The sequence below is a fragment of the Flavobacterium aquidurense genome (genome assembly GCF_001404985.1).
Lineage (GTDB): Bacteria > Bacteroidota > Bacteroidia > Flavobacteriales > Flavobacteriaceae > Flavobacterium > Flavobacterium aquidurense_B.
In genome coordinates this window covers 41,830-61,387 of sequence record NZ_JRLF01000008.1, presented here as the reverse complement: position 1 = coordinate 61,387, position 19,558 = coordinate 41,830, and the positions used below count along the sequence as shown (strand labels likewise).

10 protein-coding genes are annotated in these 19,558 nt (G+C 31.5%); 8 read left to right on the top strand and 2 right to left on the bottom strand.

Going from position 1 to position 19,558, the window contains the following annotated elements; all coding sequences use genetic code 11:
* The first annotated feature begins 27 nt into the window (after window positions 1-27).
* The 7 genes from RC62_RS05780 (at window position 28) to RC62_RS05750 (ending at window position 16,048) form a co-directional block, all read left to right on the top strand.
* Window positions 28-1,632, top strand: a complete 1,605-nt coding sequence (locus RC62_RS05780) for an MBL fold metallo-hydrolase (RefSeq protein ID WP_055093497.1) — start codon at window positions 28-30, stop codon at window positions 1,630-1,632.
* 283 nt (window positions 1,633-1,915) lie between these two features.
* On the top strand, window positions 1,916-6,541 hold the full coding sequence (locus tag RC62_RS05775) for a non-ribosomal peptide synthetase (RefSeq protein WP_055093495.1): 4,626 nt from the start codon (window positions 1,916-1,918) through the stop codon (window positions 6,539-6,541).
* Between the two features lie 56 nt (window positions 6,542-6,597).
* Entirely contained in the window at window positions 6,598-7,317 is a 720-nt protein-coding gene (locus RC62_RS05770) for a thioesterase II family protein (protein WP_055093493.1), read from the top strand.
* Window positions 7,318-7,351: 34 nt separating this feature from the next.
* Window positions 7,352-8,980 carry a cyclic peptide export ABC transporter gene (locus RC62_RS05765; protein ID WP_055093588.1) on the top strand — a complete coding sequence of 543 codons (1,629 nt, stop codon included), beginning with the start codon at window positions 7,352-7,354 and terminating at the stop codon, window positions 8,978-8,980.
* A 22-nt stretch (window positions 8,981-9,002) separates the two neighbouring features.
* Window positions 9,003-13,442: a non-ribosomal peptide synthetase gene (locus tag RC62_RS05760; protein WP_055093491.1), complete on the top strand. Its 4,440-nt coding sequence runs from the start codon at window positions 9,003-9,005 to the stop codon at window positions 13,440-13,442.
* Between the two features lie 11 nt (window positions 13,443-13,453).
* Complete coding sequence (locus RC62_RS05755) at window positions 13,454-14,095, top strand: 4'-phosphopantetheinyl transferase family protein (RefSeq protein WP_055093489.1); 642 nt, start codon at window positions 13,454-13,456, stop codon at window positions 14,093-14,095.
* A gap of 21 nt (window positions 14,096-14,116) precedes the next feature.
* On the top strand, window positions 14,117-16,048 hold the full coding sequence (locus tag RC62_RS05750) for an alpha/beta fold hydrolase (protein WP_055093487.1): 1,932 nt from the start codon (window positions 14,117-14,119) through the stop codon (window positions 16,046-16,048).
* A gap of 205 nt (window positions 16,049-16,253) precedes the next feature.
* Here the strand turns inward: RC62_RS05750 and RC62_RS05745 are convergent, their stop codons facing one another.
* A complete protein-coding gene (locus RC62_RS05745) occupies window positions 16,254-17,657 on the bottom strand; it encodes a serine hydrolase (protein ID WP_082421229.1) in 1,404 nt (467 codons plus the stop codon).
* A 346-nt stretch (window positions 17,658-18,003) separates the two neighbouring features.
* Here RC62_RS05745 and RC62_RS05740 point away from each other — a divergent pair, with 346 nt between their 5' ends.
* On the top strand, window positions 18,004-18,195 hold the full coding sequence (locus RC62_RS05740; RefSeq protein WP_055093485.1) for a cold-shock protein: 192 nt from the start codon (window positions 18,004-18,006) through the stop codon (window positions 18,193-18,195).
* A 373-nt stretch (window positions 18,196-18,568) separates the two neighbouring features.
* Here RC62_RS05740 and RC62_RS05735 read toward each other — a convergent pair whose 3' ends face one another.
* A complete protein-coding gene (locus RC62_RS05735; protein ID WP_055093483.1) occupies window positions 18,569-19,552 on the bottom strand; it encodes an SDR family NAD(P)-dependent oxidoreductase in 984 nt (327 codons plus the stop codon).
* Between the last annotated feature and the right edge of the window lie 6 nt (window positions 19,553-19,558).

The following is a 19,558-nucleotide window of genomic DNA, read 5'->3' as shown; positions in this document are numbered from 1 at the left end:
ATATAGACCGTTAAAACTTAAATCAAAATGAGCACAATAAACAAAGACCGTTATTTAAAATTAAATGTTGCAATTGAGGGACTAATTGACAGATGGTATGCCTGGCCTCATTTAGTATCTCCTGCCACAGCGGCCATGAATATAAAAGACAGACATTTAAAAATTATGGAATCTTATATTAAGAATCCTAAAATACATGCCGCCGCGGTAAAAGACCCCAAAATGTTAGGAGGGCCATTTATCGATTACAACGGAGGTCGTGTTGATGAAATTAAAGAATTGTATAATGCAACACTCGACAGCAGAACTGACGTGCTTGAATTTCGTGAAGCGATAATAGAACTTACGGATATGCTGAAAAGAGAGGCAAAAGGATATTCTCTGGATGCTTTATATGAAAAAGTTCCTGAAATTCTAAGAGGATTTGTTGAATTATATTATGATTTAAATAATAATCCCAATTTCAGGTTTTTTGAAGCTTTACTGTATAAAAGTAAATATTATGAAGAATCTTCGCAATCCATCTCTTTACAATTGGTAGAAGCGGATGACTCCAGGTCATTTGTTTTAAGTACACCAAGATTAAATGATGATAATTTAATTCATTTAGACCTGCCTTTTAAATCAAATCTTATTGATGAATTATTTAAAATGAAAAGAATTCCTTCTGATTATGACACGATCAAAAATACCCTGGGAATTTTAACCGGGCAGGAAGGTTTGTTTGATTCATTTTTTACAGATCAGGCACCTGATGCATATGAAAAATATGCCAATAAAGGCGTTAGAACCAGATATTTTGGACATGCATGTGTTTTGGTTGAAACAGATGAAATTTCTATTTTAATTGATCCGGTAATCAGTTACGACGGCTACGAAACAGATGTAAAGCGATATACAATAAACGATCTTCCAGAGAAAATAGACTATGTTTTGATAACCCATAATCATCAGGATCATATCTTATTGGAGACATTACTGCAATTGCGTCATTCGATCAAAAACATCATAATCCCAAGTAGCGGAAAAGGAAATCTTCAGGATCCTAATTTAAGACTGATGTTTAAAAATATTGGTTTCGATAACGTAATTGAATTAGATGATATGGAAAGCATCGAAATGGATAAGTGTACCATTACCGGGCTGCCTTTTCTGGGCGAACACTCAGATATTGATATTAGAACGAAACTGTGCTACCATGTAAAACTTCATAATGATTTTAAAGTATTATTTGTGGCAGACTCCTGCAATATCGAACCAAAAATATATGAAAGAATTCATAATATTATGGGTGATGTAGACATACTATTTCTGGGTATGGAATGTGATGGTGCTCCATTATCATGGCTTTACGGACCATTACTTTCAGAAAAATTAGAAAGAGATAAAGACTTTTCAAGGAGGTTAGCAGGATGTAATTTTGATCAGGGAATCTCACTGGTAGATATTTTTAATCCTAAAAATGTATTTGTTTACGCAATGGGGCTGGAGCCGTGGCTGCAATTTATTAGTTCTATAAAATATACAGATGAATCAAGACCAATAGTAGAATCTAACAAATTGGTAAATGAATGTATTAAAAGAGGAATAGATGCAGAAAGATTGTTTGGTGAAAAAACAATTGAATACTAAAAAACAATTTCATGTATGTTGTTGAACCACACAGTTACTTTTTAGAGAAACTACTATAAAAGTAGCTGTGCAGACAACAGATTTTTGAATCGCTTTGACGAGTAGTTCTCCAGATAAACAGAGTCAATGAGATTAAAAACGTAAGAGGTATTTAATACCACGCAACTGTAAAATACAACCACAGTTTTGAATCAGTCAAAAATATAATGTAACAATAATTTGTCTCTGTAAAATAGCATTACATAGCCATCACACTTTAAGCATCACGAAAAATCTTAGCACAATGAAAAAAGAAATCGAAAACCTTTTTAAGGATCTACATAATGATGATATACAATTAGTACTTAACAAGGAGGAAAATATAGAAATAATATCGTTTAAAAATAAAATTTCTTCAGATGTCTTAAAGAAGATTAAAGACAACAAAAATGAAATTATAAATTTTTTAAAAAATAAAAAAGAATGTGGCGATTCTGCTATTTCATTAGTCGAAAAATCAGATAGTTATTTAGCTTCTTCAGGTCAGAGAGGTATATGGTTTGCCAGCCAGATCAAAGAAGGATCAATTGCACACAATATGCCGCTGCAAAAAGTTTTAAACGGTATCTCTGACAGGAAACTGTTTATTCAAGCAATAAATTGTGTTATTGACAGGCATGAGATATTGAGAACTATTTTTAAATTGGATGATCACGGAATTTTAAAACAAATTGTACTGGACAGAAGCGAACTTGCATTCAAGGTGCAAATCGAAGATCTGAGGAACAACTCAAATTACGAGAAGATGATTTCTGAGGCAATCCATTTGGATTCAAATCAGGCTTTTGATTTAGAAAACGGGCCACTGTTAAGGATTTCGCTTTTTCAGATATCAGATGAAACGTATGTTTTTTATTTTAATATTCATCATATTATTTGTGATGGCTGGTCGATGGAGATATTAGAAAAAGAAATAACACTTTATTATGAAGCCCTGATAACCGGAAATCGTCCCAGTTTAGACGAAATTAAAATTCAGTATAAAGATTTTGCTACTTGGGAATCTAAAATAATCCTGGATGGCAGTTTACAAAAACACAAAGAATATTGGCTAAGTAAGTTATCAGGTAAATTGCCTGTTCTGGATTTGTTAAGTTTTAAAAAGAGACCAAGATTTAAAACGTTCAACGGGTATTCGCTGGAAACAAATATTTCGTCTGATGTCCTGGTTAATTTGCGAAAAATGGCACAGTCAGAAAAAAGCAGCTTTTTTATAGCAGTTTTGGCTGTTGTCAAAGTATTGATTAACAAGTATACAAATGAAAAAGATATTGTTATTGGTTTTCCAATATCAGGAAGGCAGGAAAAAGTACTTCACAATCAAATAGGATATTATGCCAAAACATTGGTTTTAAGAAGTCAGATCGATGAAAATGATACCTTTCTTTCTTTTTTTAAACAATTAAAAGAAAATACCTTATCGGCTTATGAATATCAGGATTATCCGTTTGATCTTCTGGTATCTGATTTGAATCTTCAAAAAGATTTGAGCAGGAATTCATTATACGATATCTCTGTTACATACAATAATATAGCATCGAAGAATGAAACATTTCGGGAAGAAAAATCAGATGAAATTAAAAATTTAGGTACCAAGAGATGTAAATGTGATTTTGAATTTCATTTTACTGAAGTAGGAGACGACCTGAATTTGGTATTAAATTTTAATAATGATATTTACGAAAGTGAGTCGGTTATTAAATTTTTACAGCATTTCAGACAAATTTTAGCTGAAGTTTCGTTACATGAAAACAAGCAAATTAAAAATATAAATTATTTAACAGAAGCTGAAAAAACGCAATTATTAAACGGTTTTAGTGATGTTGCGGCAAACTATCCGAAAGATAAAACAATTGTTGATTTGTTTGAAGAACAAGCCGAAAAAACTCCGGATAATATAGCAGTAGTTTTTCAGGATAAAACTTTAAGCTACAGAGCGCTTAATAATCAGGCAAATCAATTAGGACTATACCTGAAAAAAGAATACAATATTGTACCGGATGATTTGATAGGAATAAAACTGGATAGATCTGAGCAAATGATTGTGGTAATTTTAGGAATTTTAAAATCCGGGGCAGCTTATGTGCCTATAGATATAAATTATCCTGAGGAAAGAATATCTTATATAGAAAAGGATAGTAAATGTAAGGTGGTAATAGGTCAGGAAGAACTGGCAAAATTTAGTGCAAAGCAACAAGAACTGTCAACAGCAAATCTTGAAAAATATATTGAACCACATCATCTTGCCTATGTTATATATACCTCAGGAACAACAGGTAATCCAAAAGGAACATTATTAGAGCACAGAAATGTTGTAAGACTGTTTTTTACTGATAAACCTTTATTCGATTTCAATGAAAATGATATCTGGACTATGTTTCATTCTTATAGTTTTGATTTTTCGGTTTGGGAAATGTACGGTGCTTTGCTTTATGGCGGTAAGCTAATAGTGGTACCAAAAGAAGTAGCACAAAACACACCGGAGTTTTTAGAATTATTATACGATCAGTCTGTTACTATACTTAATCAAACCCCATCAGCATTTTATAACCTGATAGATTGTGAAAAGTCAATTAAAAAGCGTGATTTTAAACTAAGAAACATAATTTTTGGAGGAGAAGCACTAAATCCGTTTCTGTTATTTAATTGGCATAAAAAGTATCCTACAGCAAAGCTTATTAACATGTATGGCATTACAGAGACGACTGTTCATGTTACTTATAAAGAGATTGGCGAAAAAGAGATCAATTTTGAGCAGTCAAACATAGGAAAAACTATTCCTACTTTAAGCTGCTACATATTAGATGCCTCAAAACAGCTGGTTCCTGAAGGCGTGTTTGGAGAACTGTATGTGGTAGGCGCTGGTCTGGCACGAGGATATCTTAACCGTCCGGAACTGACTTTGGAGAAATTTACAAATAACCCTTTTATTGCGGGAGAACGCATGTATAAATCAGGTGATATTGGGCGATGGATATCTGGTGGTGATATTGAATATAAAGGCAGACAGGATGATCAGGTAAAGATCAGAGGTCACAGAATTGAGTTAGGTGAAATTGAAAAAGCCCTTTCACTCGAAAAAACAATACGCCAGTCTGTTGTAATAGTAGATAAGGATAAAAATATTGTGGCGTATTACATTTCGGATATTGTTTTGGACAAAAAGGTTTTACAGCAAAATTTAAGCGCTCTTTTACCTGATTATATGCTTCCGGGTTATTATGTTCAAGTAGAAGAAATTCCTTTAACAACAAACGGAAAGGTCGACAGATCATCTTTGCCGGCAATACAATTAAAGGATTTAATTAAGGAAGAATATGTTGCGCCAAGAACTAAAGAAGAGAAACTTTTGGTTTCTATTTGTTCAGATGTTCTGAAACATGATATGATAAGCATAAAGGACAGCTTTTATAATTTGGGAGGCGACTCTATTAAATCGATTCAAATAATTACGCAATTAAAAAGTGCCGGCTTTTATTTGAAAATCACAGATCTTCTGCATCATCCGGTTTTAGAAGATTTGGCAAAAATGATAAAATCTGATGTTAGTACTATTGAAAATACTGGAGATAACACTTTACAAAACGCTGTGGCAGGTGAAATAAAAATCAATCAGCAATCTGAACTTTCATTTAACCAGCGCGTTTATACAAAGCTTGATTTTTCGCAGGTAGTATTAAAATTTAAAGTTTCGGAATTTCAGGAAAATAATTTTGAAAATGAATTTAGGGATTTAATTTCCAGATTTCCATCCTTATGTATGCGATATGAACTTGAGGATAATAAGCTGGTTCAAAGATTTATTTTAGCGAAAGATCAAAAAATTAAATTCACCATTTTGAATAATAATGATGAGGATGAGATTTCTAAACAAATTGTTTCAAATTATAATAAAGCCTACGATATACTTAATGAAGAATTAATAAGAGTAAACCTTTTAGTAGATGCAAATACAGGTACGGCAGAGGTGTATTTATGTATTCACCATTCTTTACTGGATGATTATTCAACAAAAATAGTACATAAAGAATTAACAGATTATTTTGAAAATCATATCAATCTGCCAGGTGTTGCTTATGTCCATTATTTTAAATTCATCGAATGGCAGAAAAATTTTCTTGCTTCTGCAGATGGACGAAGAGAGAAAGAATATTGGACAAATACGCTCAATACTGGATTCTTATATGACCATGCGAGCAGCATTGAAAAAAACAATCATCCTGTTTCGCAAAAAATCAGGATTACAGGTGCCCGATTTGATGAAATAACAGCGCTGAGCAAAAAAATGAATTTGCCTGTTAATGCCTTATGTAATGGCTTATATCAATTTTTACTAACTAAAGCTGCTATCGAATTTAAAGATTTGTTTACAATTTTAGTAACCTGCCGTGAAGCCGTTATTCCGGGAATTAATTTAGAGTTATTACCGGGTGTTATCAATAATGGATTGCCTGTACCTTATAAAAAACTGAAAGGCCATTATGATTTTAATCAGGATTATATCTTTTCTGCTTACGAGAATTATTTAGAAGCAAGATTACATCAATTGACTCCTTATGAAATTATTAGAGAAGAAGTGCAGCATAATTTGCAAAAGGATATTGACCAAAATGTGGTGGGAAGTTATAATTTTTTACTAGATGAAAATTATGTTAAAGAAACAGGGACAAATGAGGTAAAAGTAACTGCAGAACACTATAAAACGTTATCAAATACGGTTTCGATGAAAGCTATTTTATTTAAGAACGCTTTAGAAATTGAAATTTTGTGCAGCAATGATATCTATGAAAAAAAGAAAAATGAGATTTCACTCGACAGCGGTTTAAAAGCATTGTTGGAACTGGTAACGGAGAAAATCGCAATATATTAATTCTACATTAATAATAAAAAGATATAAAAACATTGACATTCATAAACTAAATAAACATGGATACAAATAATCGGTTTCAGCTATTTCTACTCCACTTTGCCGGTGGCAGCGTTTACTCTTATGATTTCCTTAAAAAACATATAGATCCAAATATTGAATTTATTGCTCTTGAACTGCCCGGACGAGGAAAACGGTTCAGTGAAAAATTACTGAAAACAAAAAGTGAAGTAATCGAGGATTATTTTTCTCAGATAAAAAAACTTAGAAACAATGCTCCTTATGTACTATTTGGGCATAGTATGGGAGCCACGATAGGTCTTTCTTTAACTAAGAGACTGGAAGCAATTGGTGATCCTCCTGAAAAATTGATTGTATCAGGAAATCCGGGACCCGGGATAAAAAAAGAAGAAGATATCATTCGGTATTTATTAGATGATTTCCAATTTAAAGAGGTTCTCGAAAAACTGGGAGGCGTACCCAGAGAAGTGCTGGATAATGATGAGCTCTACGAATACTTTGCTCCAATAATGCGTGCCGATTTTGAATGTCTTGAAAAATACTTTTTTTCAGAAAAAGGAATACGGATTAATGTTCCAATTTTTGCGATGATGGGCAATGAAGAGGAACTCTATACCAGAATCGAAAATTGGGGCAATTTTACGAACACCGATCTTGAATTTAAAATTTTAAAAGGAAACCACTTTTTTATTCATGAACATCCTTTTGAATTAGGAAATATAATTATGAACTGTTGTCAGGCTTCTATTGAAAAATAAAGCAAAACCTAATATTGATTTAAAAATTAAAAAAATGCTAAAATTAAAACTTTCACAAATTCTTTATATACTGCTTTATGCGTTTCCAAATACCATTCTGAGTTTCGGAATTGTCTACATTATCAATAATGTAATTTCTGGAAAAGAAGAATTTCAAACAGATTATATGGGAATAGTTTTCGTATCAATTGTTATATATACGTACTTATTGAATATATATTTTCAAAAAAAGCTGAACATATATTCCTACGAGATATTATACAACAATGAAAAGAAAATTTTTAATAAAATACTAAACACTCCCCTGATAACATTAGAGAAAATGGGGTCTCAAAGATTTTACACTGCTATAGAAGACTTAAGAATATTTTCATCCCTGCCAGAAGTAGTTACACATACTATTAATTCACTGCTCATGCTGTTACTGTGCATTGTGTACTTATTTACATTATCTGTTTATGCCGCACTTGTAGTTATTGTTTTGATAGTCGTAATAGGAGGTATTTATTTTGTCGTAATCAATGCAATGTCGCAAAAGGTTAGTGAACTTAGAAAATATAATGAGCATTACTATAAATATGTAAATGATGTCATTGAAGGTTTCAAGGAATTGAAAATTAATATAGAAAGAAGACTGAATTTACTAAATGTTCATTTAGGCCCCAATAGAGAACAAGCAAAAGAACTTGACTTTAAAGTAAATTATATATTCTTATCGATTAATTTGATAAGTCAATACGGTTTTTATCTTGTCATTGCTGTCATTCTTTTTCTGCTGCCAAACCTTGATTTACTTAAAAAAGAAGATATAGTTTCTTACGTTGTTATTCTATTATTTATTACAGGACCTATCAATAACCTGATAAATATGCAAAATATTTATACCCGTTTTATTGTTGCAAACAACAGAATAATAAAGTTTCTGGAAGATTTTAAAAATGATAACAGTGAGGTTTCGGTTACACAGAATCTTGAATTTGATTCGCTGGAATTTAATGCAATTGGTTTTGACTACGAAGACAGTGCTAAAGAAAAATCTTTTTGTCTGGGACCAATTGACCTGACCGTTAAAAAAGGAGAAATGATCTTTATTGTGGGCGGAAACGGTAGTGGTAAAAGTACTTTTATTAATGTTTTAACCGGTTTATATAAACCTTCAAAGGGAGAAATACTATTAAACGATGCTCCCATTAATTCCGCTGTAGAATTACAAAATTTAACAGCAGCAGTATTTACAAACAATCACATTTTTTCACATAATTATGATAATTATAAACTAAAGGATAATGAAAAATACCAGGAACTTTTAAAGCTGTTGGAAATGGATAAAGTTGTTTTGGATGATAAAGAGGAATCTGCCAGACGAAATTTTTCTAAAGGACAAAGTAAAAGAATGTCATTGATATTCGCCCTTTTAGAAGATAAACCTATTCTGGTTTTAGATGAATGGGCAGCCGATCAGGATCCTCACTTTAGAAAATTTTTCTACGAAAATTTGCTAAGTAAGTTAAAAGCAGAAGGAAAAACCATCATTGCAGTTACACATGATGACACCTATTTTAAACATGCTGACAGGATTTTAAAATTTGATTTCGGAAAAATAATCAAGGACACAGCGGTTAAATCCACTGATAACAGAGCACTTGAAACGTTATGGCATTAAATATCATTTAAAAAACATTTTTATGAAATTAACACTATCACAACAGGATATTTACTTTGAACAGTTAATATATCCTACTGAACCAATATATAATATTGGTGCAAAAATTGAAATTAAAGGATCAATAAACAGTCAAATATTCCAGAAAGCATATATAGAGCTTATAAATCAACATGATGCTTATAGAACAAAACTTGTAAAAAATCAAGACGATGTTGATGTAACAATAATGCAAAATCATAATTCTGAACTAGGTTTTGTAGATTTTTCAAAAGATAAAAATCCTTATGATAACGCCAATCTGTACATGCAGGAAGAATTCTCTAAACCCTTTGATTTATTTGGAGATGGTCTTTTACATGTTTTTACTTTAGTCAAAGTAGACGAAGACTTTCATTATTTGTTTTCTGTATACCATCATATTATTACAGATGGCTGGGGAACTTCATTAATGTTTCAGCGATTGGTTCAAAATTATAATGAAATTTTAGAATTTGGCGCTGTACAAACTATTTATCCTTTTAGTTATGAGGAGTTTATAGAAGATGATGCGGTATATCAAACTTCAGACTCTTTTAGACAAGATGCTTTATATTGGAAAGATAAGTTTAAAAATTTACCGGAAAATTTGTTTGATAGAACGGCACATCAAACGGGTGTCAACAAAAGCCGCCGCAAGGAATTAATCATTAAAAGAGCGGTTTATAATCAGTTAAATGAAGTAGCAGCGGCATATAAATGCAGCACTTTTCATTTGATATTGGCGATCGTATATACTTATTTTGGAAGAAAACAGCAAAATGATGATTTTGCAATAGGCCTGCCTGTTTTAAACAGAAGTACAGCTAAATATAAAAAAACAGTTGGACTTTTTATGGGAATCTCTCCTTTGCGAATGAAAATTGATTTTAATCTGACAGTACAGCAATTTACTCAGGAATTAAAAAATCAATTAAGAAATGATTACAGACATCAAAGATTTCCATTAGGAAAACTTGTTCAGGAGCTTCAGCTGTTTCAGGAAAAAGAAAAATTGTTCAATATTACACTTTCATACGAAAAGCAAAATTATTCTAACGATTTTCAAGGTACAAAAACACAGGTTATTCCATTGAGCCATCAATCAGAAAGAGCAGCGTTGGCGATATACATCAGGGAATTTGATGAATTGAAAGATGTAAGAATTGATTTTGATTATAATCTGAATTATTTTGATGAATCAGCGATAATAGAAATTACCAATCATGTTGATAATCTAATCGTTGAGGTTTTAAACCATCCTGAAAAAAAACTTAGAGACTTAAAATACCTTTCTGAAAATGAATTGAAAAAAGTGCTGGATGCATTTAATGATACACAGGTAAATTATCAACAAGAAGAAACTATCGTTAGCTTATTTAGAGAAAAGGCCTTTAAAATGCCGGGTAAAATAATATTAAAAGATCATTACAGATCATATTCCTATTTCGAACTTGACAAATTATCCAGTCAAGTCGCAGAAAAACTTATGGGTATCTATGGCGAGGACGATCAATCTCCAATAGCTGTTTTAATGAGCAGATCTGCCAATATGGTAGTAGTTTTATTGGGAATATTAAAAGCTGGCAGATCATACATTCCTCTTGATCCTGTTTTTCCAGAAGACAGATTGCGCTATATTATTGAAAATAGTGCCAGTAAAGTACTCATTAAGCAAAGAGGATATGAACTGGCCGGATTAGAGAATGTAGAAGCACTTAAGTTAGAAAATATCTTTGACGGATTAGAGGAACTTCAAGGCGTGGTAACAAAAAAAATTACACCAGCTGATACGGCATATATTATTTATACATCTGGTTCAACCGGAAATCCAAAAGGAGTCGAAATAGGGCACAGATCATTGCTGAACTTTTTAACCAGCATGCAACAGAAGCCTGGAGTGACTATTACTGATATTTTATTTTCGGTTACGACATACTCTTTTGATATCTCAATTTTAGAATTTTTTGCCCCTTTATTGTCTGGTGCCACTTTGTATATTGCAAGTCAGGAAACATTGCAGGACCCTAATTTAATCATTGAAAAATTAGAAGAAATCAAGCCTACCATAATTCAGGCAACACCTAGTTTTTATCAAATGCTTTTTAATGCAAATTGGAAAGGAGATCAGGGATTAAAAATATTGTGTGGTGGCGATTTGTTAAGCGAGTCATTAGCCGAGAGGTTACTAAACAGCACTTTAGAAGTATGGAATATGTACGGCCCAACAGAAACTACTATATGGTCCAGCATAAAAAAAATAGAACAGCCTAAAGACGCTTCAAATATTGGTAAACCAATAAATAATACTAAGATTTATATACTCGACGAATATTTATTTCCACAGCCAGTAGGCACCCAGGGAGCAATTTATATTGGCGGAGATGGATTGGCAAAAGGATATTACAATAATATCGCACTCACAAATGAAAAGTTTATTGTAAATCCATTTGATCATAATGGTTTATTCTATGAAACAGGCGACGTAGGGAAATGGAATTATAAAGGTGAAATTGAATTTTTAGGAAGAAATGACAACCAAGTCAAAATTCGAGGATATAGAATTGAATTGGGTGATATAGAAGCGCAGCTGAACACCATTTTTGGAATAAAAGAATCAGTTATAGTGGTAAAAAAGGGGAGTCAGGAAGAAGCCTTTTTGGTAGCTTATATTTTAACAGAAAATCAGGAGCCTGATACAGAGGCAATCCTTAAAGAGTTAAAAACGAAACTGCCTTATTATATGATTCCAAATGCAGTGGTTGCATTAACAGAATTCCCGCTTACGCCAAACCAGAAAGTAGACAGGAAATTTTTGTCACAAAAGACGGTAGAACAAAATCTGGATAATTTTAAAGAACCAGTTTCAAGTTTAGAAATTCAACTTTCTAAATACTGGAAAGAAGTATTAAATGTTCAAGAACCAATAAGTCTAAATGATAATTTTTTCGTTCTTGGCGGACATTCACTAAAGGCACTTAAATTAACAGGACTTATAGCGAAGGAACTTTCGTTTGATATTTCCTTAAAGACTATTTTTGAATATCCAACAATCGAATTGCTTGCTAATCATGTGCAAGAGCTGCGTCCGGAACAATCATCAGTTATACCAACAGCCCAAAATAAAGTTTTTTATGATCTGACGCCTTCTCAATACAATATCTGGCTGGCATCTCAGGAAACTAATTTTTCAATTGCGTACAACATGTTTTCTGCCTATAAAGTCGAGGGCAGCATAGATTTAAACCGAATCACAAATGCCATCAATAGCATAATTCGCAAGTATGAGATAATTAGAACAAATTTTGTAGAATTCAACGGAACGCCTTACCAAAAAATTAATTCTTTTGAGAATATAAATTTTTCAATTCCTGTTGTTAAGTCAGTAAATAAAGGTGTTGAGAAAGCGATATCGCAATTTAATACGACAGTATTTGATTTGGAGACTGATTTATTGGTGAGGGTGCAATTAATACAAACTGATGAAAACCGTTTTATTTTACTTTTCTGTACACATCACATTATTATGGATGGGTTATCGTTAGAACTATTTATCGAAGAACTAATCAAAAATTACAATGAAAACGCCTTATTAGCAGATATTGAAAAGGAGGATTTAAAACTTCAATTTAAAGATTACTCAGAATGGGTTAATAAAAAGACAAAAGATAATTATGGCAGGAATATGTCGTTTTGGACTGAATATCTTCAAAACTATGTTTCAAAAGATTCGTTTGATAAAGATTTTGAAATAGACACCAACCTACAAAATGGAAGTGCATTAGATTTTGAATTAACACACGAAACTACTTTGGCGCTGAAACAATTAGCTTCAAGACAACAGGTTACCTTTTATACCATTTTAATAACAGCATTAAATGTTTTAATACATAAATATTCAGATCATAATGATATTTTAATAGGTACAGTAAATTCCGGAAGAGAGTCTCCTGAGTTAATGAATCAAATAGGAATGTTTGCCAAACCGCTAATTCTTCGAACACAGATTGAAGCAAAACAAACTTTTAGTGATCTGTTAAAAACTACACAAAAAAATATAGTAGACATTAGTGGATATGAAGAAGTTCCTTTTGAGGCAATAAAAAAATCTTTTTCGGATGTTATGCTGGTTTATCAAAATCCGGAGTTTTCTTTTGAAAGCATAACTGACCTGAATGATTTTAAACTGAGCATTTACAACACTGAAAATAAATACAGCAGAATACCTCTTGTTTTTAATTTGTTCGAAAGCAATCATAAACTAAAAGGTACAATTGATTACAACTGTAATTTATATAAAGAAGATACAGTGAAAATTATCGCAATTAAATATTGTGATCTGTTAAATGAAATAATAAACACCACTCAAGTAGAAATCCATTTACTGGATATTCAATTGGAACTGGAGAAAAATACAGTATTTGATTTTGAATTTAACTTTTAAAGCTATTAGTTATGATTTACATTTATTATTCATATCTCTCAGAAGAAAACCATGAGAGTCTGTTAAAAGATCATTTACCAAAATTTTCAGCAGACTTTCAGCAGAAAATAAAAAAGTATAGAAGATGGCAGGATGCACAGTTGTCACTTATGGGAAGAGTATTGCTTTTTAATGGAATTGAAGAAATCAAAAAGACAGACCTTCGAGATCAGGAAATTAAATACACCAAATTTAGTAAACCTTATTTTGAAGGAGATTCAGTCAATTTTAATATTTCGCATTCCGGAGAAATTGTAATATGTGCTCTTTGTAATGATTACGAAATAGGTATTGATATTGAAGTTATTACTGATATGAAAATTAACGATTTTAAATTTCAGATGACAGAAAGCGAATGGAAAAGAATTTCGCTTTCAAACAATAAGAAAAATGCATTTTTTGATTACTGGACGCAAAAAGAAGCCGTTATGAAAGCGCACGGTCAGGGATTATCAATGCCCTTAAAATCATTTGAGATTTTTGAAAATACAACAAACATACGGGAAGAAAAATTCTACCTGAAAGAAATTGAAATTGATGAATATTATAAATGTTATGTTTCGTTAAACGCAAACATTGATAATGTCGTCCTAAAAAAATACAATAAAAACTAATAATTTAAAAGTTAAAATAAAATGAAAAAACTCGTAATACTGTTTTTGTTAGTAGGAATGATACCTGTGTATGTATTCGCTCAAACCAAGAAAATTAAACTCGAAAGTACAAACTCCTTTTTTTCTAAAAATGAAAAAACAGATGGTAGTAATGTCGAATTTAAATATCTGACTGTTTCTGAAAATTGGAATGAAAATAATGGTAAAGAAATTAAAATTGCCGTAACAATTTTAAAAAGTAAGGCTAATAATGCCAAAACCATTTTGTATTTAGAAGGTGGTCCAGGAGCTGGAGGTATCGCTAGTATAGACACCTGGCTTAATAATCCTTTAAGGAATACTTATAACATCGTTTTAGTAGATGCCAGAGGAACCGGAAATTCTTTACCTAAACTATGCCCCGATTTAGGAAATAAATTTTTAGAAATACTGGCAAAAAATCAAAGCAGTATGGCAGATGAACAGCAAAAAGTTACAGAAGCCATTAACTGTAAAGAAAGCTTAATTCAACGAGGCATTGATATATCTCAATATAATAGTACTTCGATTGCCAGAGATTTAAATGCCCTTAAAACAGCACTACACCTAAAAAGTTGGAATGTGTACGGAACATCTTACGGTACGTATGTGGCGCAGGTATATGCAAACAATTACCCGCAAGATATTCAGTCGTTGATTTTAGATTCGTCGATTTCGGATATTGCCCAATACTATGATCAAAATACGGCAAACTACATGACCAGTCTGGATAAAGTATTCGATGCTTGTAAAAACGATCCTAATTGCAATCAACAATATCCTGATTTAGAAAAAGTTTTTTATAGCACTATTGAAAAATTATCTAAAAATCCGATAACAGTAAACGTTGACAAAAAAATGATCCCAAGTGGAAAGTTTACCTATAATGCCGAAGATTTTAAAATTTCAATTCAACAAGCACTATACAGTAAAAAACTAATTCAGGTATTACCTTTGTTAATCACAGAATTTAACCACGGAAATAAGAAAGCACTTAGCTCGCTTGTAACCGCTTTTTCCGGAGCTTTGGGTTTAGATTATGGTATGTATTATTGTGTAAGCTGTAATGAAGCCTTAAATTTTAATTCCTTGGATGAGTTTGACAAGAAATCTTTAAATTATAAAAACTTAAAAGGCGGATTATCCTTTTATAGATCTGATTTCAAAGTTTGTGAAAAATGGAATTTAGGAATGACCCCAAATAAATCTGAGAATGACTTGTCTAAATTGTATGCATCAAATATACCGGTATTGATTTTTTCCGGAGAATTTGATCCAATAACACCTGCTAAAAATGGATTAACACTTTCTGAAAAATTTAAAAATAGTTCTTTTTTAACCATTCCGGCTGCTGGTCATGTTCCGGGTTTTACAATGAGCGCTATGAAAATCATTAACGATTTTATGGCTAATCCCAATCAAAAACCAAACTTTAAAGATGTATTGTCAGATACAAAAGTGCATTTTGTTACAGGAGTAAAATCAAGTACAGCAATCTCAAATATGTCCAACAGTCTCAATGATTTTAATCTATTATTTTTTACACCATTTTTGATTGCCATAACTATTTTATTAATCGCTGTATTTAACTTTGGTTTTTCCTTTTTTAAAAATAAAAAAGAGGTAGTAAATGCTAAACTATTAAAGGTATTAATTGTAGTAACATCAATTCTGGGGATTTTTATCTTTATTGCATTTCTATTTGCGATCAACAGTACTGCTCAACAAAATTACTATATACTCGCTTTTGGTATACCGGATAAATTTAATTATTTATTCACTGCTTTATGGATTTTTATTGGTCTTACAGCTATTTCATTACTCTATTTTGTTACTAATTTTAAGAATATTTCAAATGGAAGCACTACAATTACAATTCTGTTTTCGATTCTCCTTGTTGGTGTTTATTTTAATTATTGGGGATTTTTATTTTAAAAAACCGAATTGTAATTCAACTTTTGCATAAGAAATAAAATCTTGAATCAGGAAAAGTTTCCAGAAAGGAGTTTGTAAATAATTCTGATTTTAGAGACAACCCAAAAACTCTTCTTTTTTAAAGGAGAGTTTTTGTTATATAGAAATTACTTAAATCTTAATCCAAAATGATTTCAAAACAGCTTTATAAAGATTAATTAATCAATTAATTATTTTGACGTGTTTTGTCTAATTTAATAATCATTTTTTTTGCTGTATTGTTTTTAGGATCTAAATTCAATGCTTTTTTATAATTCAATAAGGCTGAAACTAAATTGCCTTGCCCAAAATATGCATCTCCCAAACCAGAATAAAGTATAGAGGAGGAACTGAATTTGGCCATATTTATATTAAATATCTTAATAGAATCCTCGAAACGATCGTGATCTGTTAAATACTGCCCAATATCATTTAATGCATCTGCCTTATCCAAATCATAAAGATTCTTCTCGTCTGATTTCGTACTATTATACAGATTGATTATTTCAGTACTACTTAAACTATTCAATTGTTTTTCATAATGGATAAAAAATGATTTTTTAGGTAAATTATAACTTTCGTTTTTTAATATTGACCTGATGGTTTGTGCTATTTCAGTCACTTTTCCATTATGATTATTGTCTAATAAAATTATCGTAATTTTTTCTTTACGGTCTGAAAGTAGTATTGCCTCAAAATGTCCGGCCCTGCCATCGTGCAAATGAAACTCTAAATTGGTTCCTTTAAAACTGGCCTGACCCAATCCTGACTGAGCATCAGTTATATCAAAGCTTTGTCCTATTTCGAATAATGATTGTTTAGTAATCAGTTTATTAGCGTAAAGACATTTTTCCCATTTCAGTAAATCAGCAGCTGTTAGATAAGTTCCTCCTGTTAAAGGTAATTCTACAGGATCGTTGATAAAATCATTATTAAATCCTTTTGCTACATTATTTTCATTGACAAAAGGAGTCATTATAGAAGAATTCATGTTGCAAGGCTTAAAAAGATATTCTTCAACATATGATTTAAATGAAATTCCAGTGATACGTTCAATTATAAATTGTCTTAAAAAAACGTTGTTCATATTATAATCATAATCAGAACCAGGTTTGAAATCAAGATTTTCAATTTGACTTAAACCATCAAAGAGGTCTTTATCATTTTTTATTTTCTTCCACACAACATTCGGTAAGCCACTGGTATATTGTAGTAGATTTTTGATTGTGATATCATTTGCCCATTCTGGAAATTCAGGAATAAATTTTGAAACTTTATCCTCTAATTTTAATTTGCCTTGTTCTTGCAATTTAGCTAATGCTAAAGCACTAAATTCTTTGGTAATCGAGCCAATATGGAATTTATAATCTGTATTGAGCGGGATAGTTTTTGAAGCATCACTAAAGCCAATTGATTTATTGTAGATAATTTTATCATTCTTTGAAACAAGAACATTACCATTAAAAATTCCTAGTTTTTGAGACCATTGCATTAAAGAATCGATCTGTCTTGTTTTATCTGATTGCGCAAAAGAACTAATAGTCGAAAAAAAGGAAATAACAACAAACAGATACAGTTTATAATGGATCATAATTTTTAATGATTGTAATTGTTTAAAAAAACTTTAGGCATTGTCAGAAATAAAAACAATGTTTACTCATTTGTAAATATAACCATTTACAAGAATAGATCTAAATATCTGCAATTATCTTACATCTGTATAATGGAATAAAAAAAATCGGAACAAATTTTATTTTGTCCCGATTTAATTCATCTAGTGAAAAGACTCATATAATTTTGAATTATTTTTACTTCCCAATACAGAAATTTCATCTCTTTTTTGAATTATATACTAAGTTATTTTAGTCACAAGTAGTTCTTTTTCAGTAATGTATTAATAATTAAACTACATTTGTGCTCAACAAATAATTAATAAGATGCAAGAAGGTACAGTAAAGTTCTTTAATGAAGAAAAAGGTTTTGGATTTATAACACCTAAAAATGGCGGGAGTGAAATCTTTGTTCACGTTTCAGGTTTGACAGAAAATATTCGTGAGAATGATGAAGTACGTTATGATGTGGCAGAAGGAAAGAAAGGTCCAAACGCAGTAAATGTTGTTGTAGCTTAACATTCGACAGACAATATAAAAAAAAACCTGCCAAAAGCAGGTGTTTTTTTATGCCTTTATAAATAAAAAGCTCAGGATTTCTCTGAAGCTTTACTAAATTGCGAGACCACGATGTGAACCATAAGCCTGAAACCCGCATACTTCCTGCATTTCTATTTTTTTAAGCCCGATGTTGCTATGAAATACAACTACAAAATTATTGTGTTGTATTTTTAATTATTTAAGTGTTTGATTTTTGCTATTCTTTGTACTTTAATTTGAGTAATTTTTTATTAAATTGATTGTTTTGTCCTGTATTTTAATTCAATCTATCTAGAAATTCAAATAAAAACGCCTTAGTTTTTTGTGTCAAAAAGGAATCCACTTCAAAATGTTAATTCTTTTTTGCCGCCAGTATAAAGGCTGTCCCAAAAGCTAGTCCAGCAATTACTGCTAAATTCAAATTGTTAGATCTTTTTACAGGTATTTTACCGTGTATTCTTAGAGGTTCTTTCGAGTTTGTCAAAACATTTCCACTCTCATCATCCTTAAACTTATTAACTTTCATTTTCATTCTGACAGCCGCAGATGCAGCATTTATTAAAAGTTTAGGAAATAATCTGTAAGTGTTAGTAATTACTGTAGCTCTGAAATCTGGAAACACGTCTTTTTTTGGAGACAAAGCCATTTTAACCATTACAGCGGCGGTATCAAGCGGATCAGAGGCAATAAATGGGATTTTCATATCAAAACCAGAATACTTAGCCGAATGAAGATTACCTGTTGAATTTTGTAATTGAGGATACAAATTACAAATATGGATATGTTTATGGTTTGATATTTCTCCCTGAAGGCATTCCATCATTCCTCTAATTCCGTGTTTAGTGCCGGAGTACACAGCACTATAAGGAGCCGGCATATACCCGCCTATAGAAACATTGTTGATTAATATACCATGGTTTTGGTTCTTAAAGATTTTTATGGCGTTATATGCTCCATGCATGTATCCAAATAAATTGGTTTTAATTACCTGTTGGTGAATTTCCATTGGAATTTCTTCAAATTTGCCACTGGCCATCACTCCGGCGTTATTCACCCAGATATCGATTTTTCCATTCATTTCTAAAGCCCTTTCAACAATATTTTCTACTTCTTCAGCAATCGACACATCCGCACAAACGCCAATGGCTTGAATACCTAATTCCTTGCAATAATCTACTACGTCATCTATACCTTTTTTGCCTCTTGCTACTGCAACGATATTACATCCTTCTTTTGCAAAAGCTTCTACAGCTGCACGGCCAACACCGCTACTAGCCCCTGTAATAACAACAAGTTTTCCTTTTAGACGGTTACTAAGTCTGTGTATATTTTCCATTTTCTT